A 16,390-nucleotide genomic window follows, 5' to 3' on the forward strand; every position below is an offset into this window, starting at 1 on the left:
TATATCAATATTATTCCCTATTTTTATTGGTATGATTTTGAACAAATTAATGAAGGGGTGTATGTGTCTGTATTATCAGTTAACCATTCTAAAGAAAAACAGACAAAACGCATTGAGTAACCTCCTGCAATAGATTGATCTTCAATGAGACAGCCAATAGTTCCATCAGGCAAAATGTTCAATGCAGAATATGCGGAATTTTTAGAGCAGATAGTTTTACGGTATCCCCAAGTTTTTCCTTCATCGTAGCTTATCAAAACACTTACATTGCGACGGTCTTCAGCCCAAGGAATACTGTGTAAGAGACGGTTTTTGTTGTAGCCGTCGATTGTAGAAGTATATAGAATCATATCTCCATTGCAGCTTGCTCCCCATATATCATTATTTTTCCACTGTGTCGCCCATCCTGTGCCATTACTATTTGAGATATTCATAAGGCGGTTTCCTGGATTTCGTGAACTGATAAGAATATTTCCGTTGTTTTGTTCTATTATTTTTGCTTCATCTCCATTGTGAATAGCTTTTTCGGTTATAACTTTCCAAGAAATGCCGTTATCATCAGAATATAAGAGGTAATTATGTTTTCCTTTTCCTTCGTCGCGTACAAGCATGGCTGCTATTAGCCTTCCTGAGCGGGTTTGAATAAAGGCTCCGGAACTAATAAAAAGAGATTTCCATTGTCGAGTAACAGGATTGAGACAGTTGGGGCCGTATATTTGAGAAGTGATGTCTACAGGAGTGTCCCAAGTAATGCCATTGTCGTGGCTGACTATTTTTTTTATTAAAGCGGGTTTGTCTGGAGTACCATCCCAGAAACCATTTTTTGCTGTTATCAATACGATAATATCTCCATTTTGACAAGTGACGATAGCGGGGTCTCCATGTCCATAATTTCCTCCTTTGCCAAGGGTTCCGGCGATAGTAGTCGGCTCGCTCCATGTTTTTCCATTATCAGTGCTACGACGAGTTACAATATCGATATTATTGGGTAAATCGGTTTCACTATTCCAGCGACGGTCACATACTGCTACGATGGAACCGTCTTTGGCTGTAGTGATCGCTGGTATACGATAATAACGGGAACTATTGTCCCCCGGGTGAAATACGACAGATTCGGAGAGAAAGATAGTAGCAAAGTACTCAGGATTACCATTATTTTCGTATATTGTATTGCCGTTTTCTCTTAAATAAGAATTAATTTGTAAATCGACAGTATTCCCTTCTTTGGCCGTATCCGAAATATCCGCTGTTATCCAAATATAATGATTCCCATTGTCCAGATGACAGAGGTTATTCAATTTAATATTGAAATTTCCTGTTGAATTGACTGTTGTGTTTCCTAATAAAGTTGCGTTTTGAGTATTTAAGTCATATGTATCAGGAGCTAAATAAGCTTTAATTCTTTTTATATCATTAAAGTTGGAAGTGTTTACCAGCTTGCCTCTTATCTCTTTTAAAGTTTCATTATCATTAGAACCAGAAACGATGATGGTTGTACGTAATAGAGGTACATCTATATTTCCGATTCCCGTCATGACAGTACCTTGTTGTACGATGGTGCTTATAATTTTATCAGGTGGATTTGGATAAAGGTTTTGTACTTGAGCTTGAATCATGCTATTAAAAGCTATATATCCCCCTAATAAAATAATCGATAGTTTCTGTATGAAAGTAGATATATTTCCCATATTGATAATATTTGACGAATATACATAGAATGTCTTTGTTACAAAAATAAGATTTTATTCTATTATATATGAAATTTGTAATATATCATTTTGGGTATAAGAGTGCCTTGAGAATATAAAAAGAAGAAATCAACATATAAACTTTGCCTTTTTATCTGACAATTAAAATCTTTTAAAGAGGTTGTAATCAATCTTTTTATATCTTTGCACCTACATTTATGTATCTTAATACGGATATTAAATTTTTAAAATGAAGCAATACAAATTATTAAACAATCTTTTTGGCTGGTTAGTTTTCGCTATTTCAGCTGTTGTTTACATTATGACGCTGGAACCTACGGCCAGCTTTTGGGATTGCGGAGAGTTTATCTCATCTGCGTATAAGTTAGAAGTAGGACATCCTCCTGGAAATCCGATATTTATGCTTACAGCCCGCTTTTTTGCCAATTTTGCATCAGGTCCGGACCAGGTCGCTTATATGGTAAATCTGATGTCGGGATTATTGAGCGCAGCGACCATACTTCTTTTGTTTTGGACAATCACACATTTGGCGTGTAAGATTGTTTTGAAGGAGGAGAATCAAATTTCTGTCGCACAGATGATTGTTATTTTAGGTTGTGGGCTAGTTGGTTCTTTGGCTTATGCATTTTCTGATACATTTTGGTTTTCAGCAGTTGAAGGAGAGGTTTATGCATATTCATCTTTTTGTACAGCGTTGGTATTTTGGCTTATACTAAAATGGGAACGGGTTGCCGATGAGCCTCATTCGGATCGGTACATTGTACTGATTGCCTATCTTATAGGTGTTTCTATTGCTGTCCATTTACTTAATTTGTTATGCATTCCCGCTATTGTTCTGGTATTTTATTACCGTAAATTTAAAAATACAAATGCAAAGGGTTCCCTCCTTGCTTTAATATTATCTTTTGGTATAATTGTTTTATTGTTGTACGGGCTTGTGCCGGGGTTTGTAAAAGTTGCAGGTTGGGTAGAATTGTTATTTGTCAATGTTTTGCATGCTCCATATAATACAGGTGTAGTCGTATATTTCTTTGTGGTAATAGCTGCTATTGTTTGGGGAATATATGAAACCTATAAACAGAGAAGTGATAAAAAGATAAAACTGTCGTTTTTAGTCAGTGTCATGTTGGTGGGACTGCCTTTTATTGGAAACAGTATTTGGTTAGGTATATTTTTATCTGCTATTTTAGCTATTTACTTGTTTTATTTCCAGAAAACAGTTGCTCTACGAGTGATGAATACGATTTTGGTGTGTATTATGGTAATCTTTATTGGTTATTCATCTTATGCCCTTATCGTTATTCGTTCTTCAGCAAACACCCCGATGGATCAAAATTCTCCAGAAGATGTGTTTACATTAGCAAGTTATCTGAATCGGGAACAGTATGGAGACCGGCCTTTATTGTATGGTAATACTTTTGTTTCAGATGTTGCTCGTGACAGAGATGGATCTGTTTTGGTGGATGAAGGACCTGCAATTTGGCGCAGGGCTATTAAGAATAGCGATAAGGAGCGGGATAAATATGTAATTATCGACCATAAAAAAGATTATCAATATACTCCTGAGCTGAATATGCTTTTCCCTCGTATGTACAGTACTTCACCTTCTCATGTAGAGGCATATAAGGAGTGGACCAATTTTAAAGGTAAGCCCGTACGAGTTACAGATCCGAATGGGGATTCTCGTGTGGTAATGAAACCGACTTTCAGCGAGAATTTAAAATTTTTCCTTGATTATCAATTGAATCATATGTATTGGCGTTACTTTATGTGGAATTTTGTAGGTCGTCAGAATGATATTCAGGGGCACGGAGAAGTGAATAAAGGAAATTGGATATCAGGTTTCAATTTTATAGATAAACATATTGCAGGAGATCAAAGCTTATTACCACCTGATTTGGCAAATAATAAAGGACATAATGTTTTTTATTTTTTACCTCTTATATTGGGGCTTGTTGGGTTGTTTTTTCAGGCTTATTCCGGGAAAAAAGGAATTGAAAGTTTTTGGGTGACATTTTTCTTGTTTTTTATGACTGGAATAGCAATTGTTATCTATTTGAATCAGACTCCTTATCAGCCTCGTGAGCGAGATTATGCTTATGCCGGTTCATTTTATGCATTTGCAATATGGATTGGCTTAGGTGTGGCTGCTATATATAAAGGTTTGAACCGATTTGTGCCTTCGATTCCTGCTGCAGCAATAGCTTCGTTACTGTGTTTGTTTGTCCCTATACAAATGGTGAGTCAGACTTGGGATGACCATGATCGATCTGGTAGATATGCATGTCGTGATTTTGGGAAGAATTATCTTTCTTGTATTGAGGAAGACGGTATTATTTTTACAAATGGAGATAATGATACATTCCCATTATGGTATGCACAAGAGACTGAGGGATACCGTACTGATGTTCGTGTTTGCAATTTGAGCTATTTACAGACTGACTGGTATATTGATCAGATGAAAAGCCAAGCATATAAATCTGACCCATTACCAATCTCTATGACTAAACAGCAATATGGAAATGGGAAGCGTGATTATGCTTATTTATATGATGTATATCGCCAACCTATGTCTGTTGATGAAGCATTTAGTGTCTTATTATCTGATGAAGATTGGTCTAAGACCATTCCTAATTATCCTGGGAAAATAAATTATATTCCAGCAGAAAAACTTTATATTCCGATAGATTCTGCTGCCGTTGTAAAGGCTGGTATTGTTCCGGATTCTTTACGGGACAGTATACCATCTCAGATGATTTTTGATTTCAAAGGAAAAAATACTTTGACATTGAATGAAATCGCTATTCTGGATATGATAAACACAAATGCAAAGAATGGATGGAAACGTCCGATTTATTATGCTGTTACAGTAGGTCCGGATATGTTTATGAATATGCGCCCATATTTTTCACGTGTGGGTTTGGCTTACCGTATTACTCCGGTTAAAGGGGACAATGACGGAAGTATAGATAGTGAAAAAATGTATGATAATATGATGAACAAGTTTGAGTGGGGAGGAATTGATAATCCGGATGTTTACCTTGATGAAAATATTCGTCGTATGTGTTATACATTACGTATGATGTTTGTAGATTTGATTGACCAACTTATAGCAGAAGGAAAAAATGACAAGGCTTTGAAAGCATTGGATTATTCTATGGAAAAAATTCCTTCAACAGCAATTCCTCACGATTATATATCGATACAAATGGCTAACGATTATTATCATTTGGGGCAAACGGAAAAGGCAACAGCTTTGCTTAAGGAGATTGCTGATAACTCGATGTCTTATTTAAGATGGTATACGACTTTGACGGCTAATCAGCTGAGGTCGGTCAATCGTGATATGCAAATGCATCAATTTATAATGATAAGAAATGTATTGCCGATATTTTTGGGGCAAAATCAAAAGGATTTGGCAATGAAATATATACAAGAACTTAAAGAAGTTAATCTTGACCCAACTTCGGTGTTGAAAGAGATGATTGGCGAATAAAAGAGTATAGAGTTAAGAAGGTGTCCCGAGAATAGAAAATTCAGGACACCTTCTTTTGTTCAGACAATTGGAATTTTACTATGTTGATAGAACAACCCCCATTTGTGTACCGGATGCTTTATCCTGAAACGATATGGCGTATTCCGGGAAAGGAAAAAACAGTGTATTTGACTTTTGATGATGGACCTATCCCTGAGGTGACACCTTGGGTGTTGGAAATCCTTGATAAATATAAAATAAAAGCTACTTTTTTCTGTGTAGGAGATAATGTGGCTCGTAATCTGGAGTTATATGAAGAATTGAGGAGAAGAGGACATCAGACAGGGAATCATACTATGAACCATGTACAAGGTATCAAATATTCGATAGAAAACTATATTAAGAATGTAGATAGAGCGAATGAACTTATCGATAGCTTATTATTTCGTCCACCTCATGGGCATATGAGATTGGGGCAGGTGAAAGCATTAAGGCATCGTTATCATATCATTATGTGGGATGTTGTGACGAGGGATTATAGTAAGAAATTGCCTCCCGAAATGGTGTTGGAAAATGTGAAAAAATATACTCGTAACGGTTCTATTGTTGTATTTCATGATTCGTTAAAGGCCGAAAAAAATTTGCGTTGGGCTTTGCCTCGGGCGATAGAATGGCTTTTTGAGAATGGATATAGATTTAAAACACTATGACGCAGCCGCGTTGATTAAAAGTAAAGCTAAAGAAATAGGCTTTGCTGCATGTGGAATAGCAAAAGCTGCTCCTGTAAATGAGAATGTGCGTCGGCATTTGGAATGTTGGTTGGGCGAAGGATGTCAGGATGGTATGTTGTATATGTCAAATCATTTTGAAAAACGATGTGATCCCCGGTTGTTATTGGAAGGTGCACAATCTGTAATATCGGTTGCGTTGAATTATTATCCGAAAATTCGGCAACCCGATTCTCTCCCACAATTTGCTTTTTATGCTTATGGGGTTGATTATCATAAAGTTGTGAAAGAACGTCTGTTTTTGTTGTCTGATTTTATTAAAACTCTTTATCCTGATTCGCATTTTCGATGTTTTTGTGATACTGCACCTTTATTGGAAAAATATTGGGCATGGAAAGCTGGTATTGGTTTTATAGGGAAAAATACACAGTTGATTATCCCGGGACGAGGTTCTTACTTTTTTTTAGGAGAAATAGTGACAACTGTACTTTTGCCGTTTGACAATCCATTGAATAATAGTTGTGGTCGTTGTCAACGGTGTATCGATAGTTGTCCTACGGCAGCATTGTCACAAACTACAATACCCAGTCTTGATGCTCGCAAGTGTTTATCTTGTCAAACGATAGAAAATAGAGGTGAGATATCTCCTGATATTGCTTCAAAAATGCATAATCGAGTATATGGTTGTGATACATGTCAGCAAGTATGCCCTTGGAATCGAATGGCGGAACCTTCTCAGATACCGGATTTTGTGCCGACGGAAGAATTGTTGGGTTTGACGTATGACAGGCTTTCAAGCCTTTCGAGAGAAGAATATAATCGTATTTTCAAATATTCGGCAGTTAAAAGAGCTAAGTATGAAGGACTGATGAGGAATATTCGTATATTGCTTTCTAAAAAATAACGGAAAATTATTGGAGCGTTTTATGTAAAGTACATCTTTACAATTCATTAAAGATTCTTATCTTTGTATTCTCGTATATAGAAAGAAACTTCATTAATGTTTTATGAAAATAGAAAATAAAATTACTACTGCCGTAATAAATGCATTGCAGGCATTATATGGTATTACTCCGGATACTTCGACTGTACAGTTGCAAAAAACTAAAAAAGAGTTTGAGGGACATTTGACTTTAGTCGTATTTCCTTTTTTGAAAGCTTCCAGAAAGAATCCGGAAGCTACAGCAACAGAGATTGGAGAATATTTAGTTAAGAACGAATCTGCTGTTGCATCTTATAATGTAATAAAGGGTTTTTTGAATCTGGTGATTGCCTCGAATTGTTGGATAGACCAATTAAATGATATTAATGAAAATGATCGGTATGGTTTGAAAGACGTAACCGAGCAGTCTCCTTTGATAATGGTAGAATACTCTTCTCCTAATACAAATAAACCTCTGCATCTAGGCCATGTGCGCAATAATCTTTTAGGTTATAGTTTAGCCGAAATACTGAAAGCCAATGGAAATAAAGTTGTAAAAACGAATATTGTAAATGATAGAGGTATTCATATTTGTAAATCCATGCTTGCTTGGGAAAAATGGGGTGAAGGTATAACTCCAGAAAAAGCAGGCAAGAAGGGAGACCATCTTATTGGTGATTTTTATGTCCTTTTTGATAAGCATTATAAAGCAGAATTGAAAGAGCTGGAATCGAAAGGTATGACAAAAGAAGAAGCTGAGGCTGCTTCTACATTGATGGCTGAAGCTCGGGAAATGTTACGTAAGTGGGAAGCTGGAGATAAAAAAATTGTGGAATTATGGCGTATGATGAATGAGTGGGTATACGCAGGCTTCGATGAAACTTATAGGCAAATGGGAGTTGATTTTGATAAGATATATTATGAATCGGAAACTTATCTGGAAGGTAAAGAGAAAGTACTGGAAGGTTTGGAAAAGGGAATTATGTATCGTAAAGATGATGGTTCTGTTTGGGCTGATTTGACGGCAGAAGGACTTGATCATAAATTATTATTAAGAGGAGATGGAACTTCTGTATATATGACACAAGATATTGGTACTGCAAAGTTACGTTTTAAGGATTACCCTATTGATAAAATGATCTATGTTGTGGGAAATGAACAGAATTACCATTTTCAGGTTCTTTCTATATTGCTTGATAAATTAGGTTTTAGCTGGGGTAAAGATCTTGTACATTTTTCTTATGGTATGGTTGAGCTGCCAGAAGGTAAAATGAAATCTCGGGAAGGGACAGTAGTCGATGCAGATGATTTAATGGAGGAGATGATAAATACAGCTAGGGAAACTTCTTCTGAGTTAGGACGGTTGGATAAATTTTCAGATGAAGAAATAAGTAATATTGCCCGTATAGTCGGTTTAGGTGCCTTGAAATATTTTATATTGAAAGTTGATCCCAGGAAGAACATGATGTTCAATCCTAAAGAGTCGATTGACTTTAATGGTAATACCGGACCTTTTATCCAGTATACGCATGCTCGGATATGTTCGGTTTTACGTAAAGCAGAAGAGTTGGGAATAAACCTTCCGGAAAGAATTTCTGATGATGTTATATTATCGGAAAAAGAAATATCTTTAATTCAGCATTTGGCTGAATTTGCGGCAGTTATTACAGATGCGGGGCAACAATATAGTCCGGCAATAATTGCTAATTATGTATATGATTTAGTGAAAGAATATAATCAGTTCTATCATGATTTTTCGATATTGAAAGAAGAAAATCCTGATGTTCGTATATTCCGGTTGGTTTTATCCAAAAATGTTGCAAAAATTGTCAGACTGGGGATGAAATTATTGGGCATTGAGGTACCGGATAGGATGTAAAAACTGTTCCTATGTATATAATTAAAAGGTCCACTGATATATAGAATTTTATATCGGTGGGCCTTTTTAGTAAATATTATTAAAGTGCTTTTCCTTTTGATTTTTTTTCGTGGGACAATTCTTCCGCAAGTTTATTTGCAGCAGCTACAGCTTTTGTAATATGGTCAAAAATATATTCATCCCCAATTATGGAATTAAGCCGAGCGCGTTTTATTGTTTCATGTACTTTAGGATTGACGCCCGATAATATTACATGAATTTTTTCACGATGGGAAGATTCTACCAAAATCTCAAGATTATGCAAACCTGTCGAGTCGATAAACGGTACTTTTCGCATACGGATAATACGAACCAATGGTTTGTCCCCCATATTGTGCATAAGTTCGTCGAACTTAGTTGCAACACCGAAAAAGAATGGTCCATCAATTTCATAAACTTCTATTCCTTTAGCTATATCCAATGTTTCGTGTTGTGTCGACTCTGTTCCCTGTGCTATGTCCAGTTCATCTTTTAAGACAGATACTTGAACGTTTTCCGATACACGACGTAAAAAAAGTAATACAGCTAAGAGAAGTCCTATTTCTATTGCAATCGTCAAGTTAAATACGACTGTTAAAATAAATGTTGTCAATAGTACGGCAACATCAGATTTAGGGGTTTTGAGCAGGGAACGGACAGTACGCCAACCACTCATATTGTATGAGACGATAATTAGCACACCGGCAAGACATGCCATTGGAACTAATTTGATGAGTGGCATCAAAAACAGAAATATCAAAAGTAGAACTATGGCATGTATTATCCCTGCGATAGGAGTACGCCCCCCGTTATTAATATTTGTCATTGTACGGGCAATGGCTCCAGTGACAGGAATTCCTCCGAAGAATGGAACTACGATGTTTGCAACTCCTTGTCCTATCAGCTCTGTATTGGAATTATGCTGGTCTCCTGTGACACCGTCAGCGACGGTGGCAGATAATAAAGATTCGATAGCTCCGAGTATGGCAATTGTAAAAGCTGGAGAAAGAAGCTGATTAATTGTATTCATATTGATACTGAGCGGTTGAGGTTCAGGTACGTCGTTACTGATATTGCTGAACCTATCACCGATTGTCTCGATTCCGGTAATGTTGAATGTCTCTTTTAAAATATAAGTTACAATTGTCATGATAATAATTGCGACTAATGACCCTGGTATTTTTTTTGATATTTTAGGTGTAAGTATAATGAGTAAGATGCTAACGATACCTACAATTAGAGATGACCAATTGACTGTATCAAAAGACCGAAAATATGCAATCCATTTTGAAATGAAATCAGCAGGAACTTCAGTCATTGTTAATCCGAATAAGTCTTTGATTTGTGTTGTGAATATTGTTAGTGCAATACCACTGGTAAAACCTATGACGATGGGGTAGGGAATGTATTTGATGATTGTTCCTAATCGAAAACATCCCATCAGTACGAGTATTAGGCCGGCCATAACTGTCGCAATTGCAAGCCCTTCTAATCCATAGTTCTGTATAATAGAATATACAATTACGATGAAAGCCCCTGTTGGGCCTCCTATTTGTACATTGCTGCCCCCTAAAAAAGAGACGATGAAGCCTCCGATTATGGCAGTGATTAATCCCTTTTCAGGGCTGACACCGGATGCAATACCGAATGCAATGGCTAAAGGCAGGGCAACAATGCCAACTATAATACCGGCCATAAGGTCGGCCGAGAATTTCTCTTTTGAATAATTTTTTAAAATAGAGAATAATTTGGGTTGAAAATCTAATGTACTTTTCATATAACCTGATTTCAAATAGGCTGCAAAGGTAATTATTATTTGTTAATAAAACAAAAGGGCTTTTAAATGAAAAAGGAAGAGAATTAAGATTTTGCCTATTTCTCTCCCTTTTTTAGTTTTGTCCAAGAAAATGTTATCCTAATTTCTTTAAATATGCACGTCTGCGTTTGTGTTGAATATTTTCAAAGTATTGCCATTGAGATTGTACTTTTCCGTTTTCTTCTAATTCCGGATTACTTTCTGCATATTTATACCCGTTTTTGATGAATACAGGTATAAGGTCGGAGAATAAAAGAGCATTTGCTCCTGTATTTTGATAATCGGGACGTATTGCGACGAGTAAAAGGTCGACTACATCATTTTTCCCTCTTAGAGCTTTAAGCAGATGTATAAAACCGAATGGGAAAAGTTTTCCTTTAGCTTTTTGCATAGCTTTAGTCATGGATGGAATAGCAATACCGACACCTATTAATTCTTTCTTTTCATTGATAATAAGTGTGACATTTTCTAATCGTACCATGGGGAGGTACATTTTTATATAATAATCAATTTGTCGCTGATTCAGTATTGAATATCCATATAAATTGGCATATGCATTATTAATAAGTTCGAAAATTTTTTGACCATAATCTTTTACTATTTTAGTTGCAGAATTGTATTTTACGATTTCTAGCTTATATTTAGTTTTTACGATGTTTGCAATTCGTTGATGTTTTTCTGGTATTCGTTCGGGAACAAAAATTTTAAATTCTACCCAATCAACATCTTTTTCAAAACCTAATTCAGTTATATGTTTTATATAGTAAGGATAATTGTAAATGGTAGCCATTGTACCCATTTGGTCGAAACCTTCAATAAGAAGACCTTCAGGGTCCATATCTGTGAAGCCTAAAGGCCCGTTAAGTTCGTTCATCCCTTTTGACAGGGCCCATTTTTCTACGGCGTCGAAAAGGGCTTTACTGACTTCTTTATTATCGATGAAATCGACGAAACCAAATCTCGCTGTTTTCTTTCCAGTTTTCTCATTAACTTGATGATTAATGATTCCTGCAATACGGCCGACGGGTTTTGTATTGTCGTATGCCATATAATAGACAGATTCACAATAGTCGAAGGCTGGATTTCTATCTTTACTTAGAGTTCCTACTTCGTCAAATATCAGTTGTGGAACTGCATAAGGATTATTTTTATATAAATCAATATTGAAACGTGCAAATTTTTTTAGTCCCCGTTTCCCCGAAATTTCACGAATTGTTATGGCCATAATTAAGCACTTTAAAGTTGGGGTAAATATAGGTTTATTTTAAAGTAGAACAATATTATATTATTCTTTTTCTCCATAAGCAAGATCTCCGGCATCTCCGAGTCCTGGAACAATATATGAATGGTCATCGAGTTCCGGGTCTATAGCCCCTACCCATACGGTCGTTTTATCCGATGGGAAATGCTCTTGTACGTATTCAATTGCCTTTTGGCTGGCGATTATAGATGCTATATGTACATGTTCAGGGTCACCTTTTGTCAAAAGTGCTCGATAGGCCAGTTCCATAGATCCGCCTGTAGCGAGCATGGGATCTGTCAAAATTAAAACTTTTCCATCGATACGAGGAGAGGCGATATATTCAATGAATATTTCAAAATTAAGTTTATCTTTATATTTTCTATAGGCGGAAACAAAGGCATTTTCAGCATTATCGAAATAGTTGAGAAAACCTTGATGAAAAGGAATTCCTGCACGTAAAATGGTCCCTAATACTAATTTGTCATCGGATGTATTAATTGAGATGATTCCTAAAGGAGTTTTTATTTCTTTTGGACTATAATGTAAGTCCTTGCTGAGTTCGTAAGATATTATTTCTCCGATGCGTTCTAGATTTTTCCGAAATCGTAGTCGATCACCTTGGATATTGATATCGCGAAGTTCTGCAACAAAGCGATTGAGTTCTGAATTATTTTCCGAAAAGTTGACAATTTTCATGTTGTAGGATATATTACATTTTTGCAAAAATACATAAAACCCTAAAATTATATTTCAATGTTGTCATAAAATTAGCTTTAAATGAGGTTTAGCTCATAATTTTTGAGGAAAATGAATAGTTTTGAGTCAATGTGTGAAACATTTGGCTCTCTTTTTAGAAAAAAAAGTTATTTATTATTAGTTAAAAATGAAAATAATACGGAAAAAGGAAAGGTAATTTTGTCATAGTTTAAATCTCGTAAATAAAAAATAGAACAATTACTGAAAAATTTCTTTAATTAAAGAACTACTTCATGGAATTTGTATTATTTTTGCATCGCGATTTAGAAGAGATAGTAAAATAAATAGTTAATCATTTAATTAGAAACAAGAATGGCAAATTTAGATCTTACAAAATACGGTATTAGCGGTACCGTAGAAATTGTGCACAATCCGTCTTATGACGTATTGTTCGCTGAAGAAACAAAGGCTGGATTGGAAGGCTTTGAAAAAGGTCAAGTAACAGAGTTGGGTGCTGTAAATGTAATGACTGGTATTTATACTGGACGTTCTCCTAAAGATAAATTTTTGGTAAAAGATGCTACTAGTGAAAATACAGTATGGTGGACATCAGAAGAATATAAGAATGATAATAAGCCTGTGTCAACGGAAACTTGGAACGTTTTGAAAGATTTGGCTGCTAAAGAATTGTCAAATAAGAAATTGTTTGTAGTTGATGGTTATTGTGGAGCCAATGAGGCAACTCGTTTGAAAGTCCGTTTTATTATGGAGGTTGCATGGCAAGCTCATTTTGTAACGAATATGTTTATTCGTCCTTCTAAAGAGGAATTAGAGAGTTTTGAGCCTGACTTTGTTGTTTACAATGCGTCTAAAGCTAAAGTTGAAAATTACAAAGAATTGGGATTAAATTCAGAAACAGCAGTTGTTTTCAATTTGACAACTAAAGAGCAAGTAATCTTGAATACTTGGTACGGTGGTGAAATGAAAAAAGGAATGTTCTCTATGATGAACTATTTCAACCCGTTGCGTGGCATTGCCTCTATGCATTGTTCTGCAAATACTAGCATGGATGGTTCTAGCTCGGCTATCTTCTTTGGACTTTCTGGTACAGGTAAAACTACTTTATCTACTGATCCAAAACGTAAATTGATTGGTGACGATGAGCACGGATGGGATAATGAAGGTGTATTCAACTATGAAGGTGGTTGCTATGCTAAAGTTATCAATTTGGATAAAGAAAGTGAGCCAGATATTTATAATGCAATCAAACGTGATGCTTTGTTGGAAAACGTTACGGTTGACGCTAATGGTAAGATTGATTTTGCCGATAAGAGCGTTACAGAAAATACACGCGTTTCTTATCCTATTTATCATATCAATAATATCGTTAAGCCGGTGTCTAAAGGGCCTCATGCAAAACAGGTTATTTTCTTGTCTGCTGATGCATTCGGTGTATTGCCTCCTGTATCTATTCTGACTCCGGAACAAGCTCAATATTATTTCTTGTCAGGTTTCACTGCTAAATTAGCAGGTACTGAACGTGGTATTACAGAACCAACTCCTACATTCTCTGCATGTTTTGGTGCAGCTTTCTTAACTTTACATCCTACTAAATATGCTGAAGAATTGGTTAAGAAAATGAATATGACCGGAGCTAAAGCTTATTTAGTAAACACCGGTTGGAATGGAACTGGTAAACGTATTTCTATTAAAGATACTCGTGGTATCATTGATGCTATTTTGGATGGTTCGATAGAAAAAGCTCCTACAAAAACTATCCCATTCTTTGATTTTGTAGTTCCTACAGAATTACCAGGTGTAGATCCTAAGATTCTAGATCCTCGCGATACTTATGATTGTGCTTGTAAATGGGAAGAAAAAGCTAAAGATTTAGCTGGACGTTTCATTAAGAACTTTTCTAAATTTACAGGAAATGAAGCAGGTAAAGCTCTTGTAGCTGCTGGACCTAAATTGTAATTTATTTCAAAGTGAAATAATAAATTTAAAAAGGGGTTGTCTCTAAATTTATTAGGGCAATCCCTTTTCTATATTTTTACAACTTCAAAGTTTTGAGCCAGAGAAATTTTATAAAACCTATTAAAATGTTTTTTGTAGGAAGAGTTTCTTTATTTTCAAAAATGTTTGTTGTCATTATTGGGATAAGATGAGTTCGTAGCACCAAAAAAGCCCAGTCTTTCCTGTTAAAGGAATTGTACCGCAGTGGGTGAATCCTAGGCGCTCATATAGATGTTGTGCTGAACGATTTTCTGAAAAAGTATCTAATCGTATAGATTTGTATTTGTTGTTTATAGCATATCTTATAACCCATTTCAGAATTTCTTCACCAAGATGTTTCCCTCTGAATTGAGGATCGATAAATAATCGGTGAATAATCAATGCAGGCTTCTGGCTGTGCCATATTACGTAATTATAATGTTCATCATATTCCTCGTTCAAGCATACAACTCCTATTAGTGTATCTTGTTTATAGAATAGATAGAGTTCTCCTTTATTGATATCATTTTTAAATGTTTCTTTTGTAGGATAGTCTTTGCTCCAACTGAATCCTGGATAAATGTAATCCAGTGTTTTTTGTTTAAGGGCAAAAACATCATTTAAATTCTTGATTGTTGCTTTAAGCATCATCTTTAGTCGTATCTATCCATTTAAATAATTTGTCGGAAGGTCGTATTTTTTCATCGAGCTTTATAGAAAAATGTTCACCTTTTACTGTTTCTTGTACAGGTTTTAAATTGACACGTATTTCTTCAACTTTCTTTGTAATAGCACCAGTTGTAGGGCCTGTAATTAATATTTCATCTCCAACTTTAAGAGACTGTGTTTCCATTAAGAATTCGGCAACACCCAGATTTGAGAAATACTTGATTCCTTTCCCAATATAAATTTTCCTTTTCGTTGCTCCAGAACCGTAATTTTTACTCCATTCTCCAAGCCTTTGCCCTAGATAATATCCATTCCAGAAACCTCGGTTGAAAACTGTAGAAAGGCGTTTATCCCAATCTTTTATATGTTCATCAGAAAAGTTCCCGGAAAGGTAACATTCAATAGCTTCTTTATAGCATTCAGTAACAGTACGCACATATTCGGCTCCACGAGCACGGCCTTCTATCTTGAAAACCCTGACACCAGCATCCATCATTTTATTTAGAAAATGAATTGTTTTTAAATCTTTTGGAGACATGATATACTCGTTTTCAATATCTAATTCCACTTCAGTATCACGGTCTTTTACGTTGTAAGCTCTGCGGCAGATTTGAACACAAGCTCCTCGATTTGCGGAGGCATTGGCTTCGTGTAAGCTTAAATAGCATTTACCGGAGACAGCCATGCATAAAGCTCCGTGACAGAACATTTCGATGCGGATAAGTTCGCCTTTGGGTCCTTTGATTTGTTCATTACAGATACATTTGTATATATGAACTACTTGTTCGAGATTGAGCTCTCTGGCTAAAACGACAACATCGGCAAATTGAGAATAAAATTTTAATGATTCGGCATTTGAAATATTCAATTGTGTAGAGAGGTGGACTTCTATCCCTATACTGCGAGCGTATGCCATAGCAGCTACATCACTAGCAATAATGGCCGAAATGTGAGCATCCTTGGCTGCATTGATGATGTGTCTCATAAGCTCTAAGTCGTTATCGTATATGACTGTATTAACGGTGAGGTAGCTTTTCATACCGTTTTCAAGACATATTTGAGCTATTTGATGCAAGTCATCTATTGTAAAATTATTGGAAGAACGAGCTCTCATGTTTAGCCCTTCTATACCGAAATAGATAGAATTAGCACCACCTTGTATTGCGGCCGTTAAAGATTCGTACGAACCGACTGGCGCCATGATTTCAAAGTCGGATTTTTTCATATAATTGTTACTGTA

11 protein-coding genes are annotated in these 16,390 nt (G+C 35.8%); 5 read left to right on the top strand and 6 right to left on the bottom strand.

Annotated elements, in window-relative coordinates:
- Positions 1-23 precede the first annotated feature (23 nt).
- On the bottom strand, positions 24-1,688 hold the full coding sequence (locus Cop2CBH44_RS11730) for a sialidase family protein (RefSeq protein ID WP_021931640.1): 1,665 nt from the start codon (positions 1,686-1,688) through the stop codon (positions 24-26).
- A 250-nt stretch (positions 1,689-1,938) separates the two neighbouring features.
- On the opposite strand from Cop2CBH44_RS11730, the gene Cop2CBH44_RS11735 reads away from it, so the two are divergent.
- The 4 genes from Cop2CBH44_RS11735 (at position 1,939) to argS (ending at position 8,713) form a co-directional block, all read left to right on the top strand.
- On the top strand, positions 1,939-5,205 hold the full coding sequence (locus tag Cop2CBH44_RS11735; protein WP_021931639.1) for a glycosyltransferase family 117 protein: 3,267 nt from the start codon (positions 1,939-1,941) through the stop codon (positions 5,203-5,205).
- An 80-nt stretch (positions 5,206-5,285) separates the two neighbouring features.
- A complete protein-coding gene (locus Cop2CBH44_RS11740) occupies positions 5,286-5,894 on the top strand; it encodes a polysaccharide deacetylase family protein (RefSeq protein WP_200754879.1) in 609 nt (202 codons plus the stop codon).
- Positions 5,869-6,816, top strand: a complete 948-nt coding sequence (queG, locus tag Cop2CBH44_RS11745; protein ID WP_200754880.1) for a tRNA epoxyqueuosine(34) reductase QueG — start codon at positions 5,869-5,871, stop codon at positions 6,814-6,816. The genes Cop2CBH44_RS11740 and queG overlap by 26 nt, the downstream gene beginning before the upstream one ends.
- 103 nt (positions 6,817-6,919) lie before the next feature.
- Positions 6,920-8,713, top strand: a complete 1,794-nt coding sequence (argS, locus tag Cop2CBH44_RS11750) for an arginine--tRNA ligase (protein WP_200754881.1) — start codon at positions 6,920-6,922, stop codon at positions 8,711-8,713.
- 79 nt (positions 8,714-8,792) lie between these two features.
- On the opposite strand, the gene Cop2CBH44_RS11755 is transcribed toward argS, so the two are convergent.
- From Cop2CBH44_RS11755 to upp, 3 genes are all read right to left on the bottom strand, one after another.
- Entirely contained in the window at positions 8,793-10,508 is a 1,716-nt protein-coding gene (locus Cop2CBH44_RS11755) for a SulP family inorganic anion transporter (protein ID WP_021931635.1), read from the bottom strand.
- A 133-nt stretch (positions 10,509-10,641) separates the two neighbouring features.
- Complete coding sequence (locus tag Cop2CBH44_RS11760) at positions 10,642-11,772, bottom strand: hypothetical protein (RefSeq protein ID WP_021931634.1); 1,131 nt, start codon at positions 11,770-11,772, stop codon at positions 10,642-10,644.
- Positions 11,773-11,832: 60 nt separating this feature from the next.
- A complete protein-coding gene (gene upp / locus Cop2CBH44_RS11765) occupies positions 11,833-12,486 on the bottom strand; it encodes a uracil phosphoribosyltransferase (protein ID WP_200754882.1) in 654 nt (217 codons plus the stop codon).
- Positions 12,487-12,858: 372 nt separating this feature from the next.
- Between upp and pckA the strand changes: the two genes are divergently transcribed.
- Positions 12,859-14,463, top strand: a complete 1,605-nt coding sequence (pckA, locus tag Cop2CBH44_RS11770; RefSeq protein ID WP_021931631.1) for a phosphoenolpyruvate carboxykinase (ATP) — start codon at positions 12,859-12,861, stop codon at positions 14,461-14,463.
- 174 nt (positions 14,464-14,637) lie between these two features.
- Here the strand turns inward: pckA and Cop2CBH44_RS11775 are convergent, their stop codons facing one another.
- Together Cop2CBH44_RS11775 and Cop2CBH44_RS11780 are read right to left on the bottom strand one after the other, a co-directional pair.
- A complete protein-coding gene (locus tag Cop2CBH44_RS11775) occupies positions 14,638-15,132 on the bottom strand; it encodes a GNAT family N-acetyltransferase (protein ID WP_200754883.1) in 495 nt (164 codons plus the stop codon).
- Complete coding sequence (locus Cop2CBH44_RS11780; RefSeq protein ID WP_200754884.1) at positions 15,122-16,375, bottom strand: peptidase U32 family protein; 1,254 nt, start codon at positions 16,373-16,375, stop codon at positions 15,122-15,124. Before Cop2CBH44_RS11780 ends, Cop2CBH44_RS11775 begins: the two co-directional genes overlap by 11 nt.
- Positions 16,376-16,390 lie beyond the last annotated feature (15 nt).

Origin of the sequence: Coprobacter secundus subsp. similis, from assembly GCF_015097275.1 — a bacterium.
Lineage (GTDB): Bacteria > Bacteroidota > Bacteroidia > Bacteroidales > Coprobacteraceae > Coprobacter > Coprobacter secundus.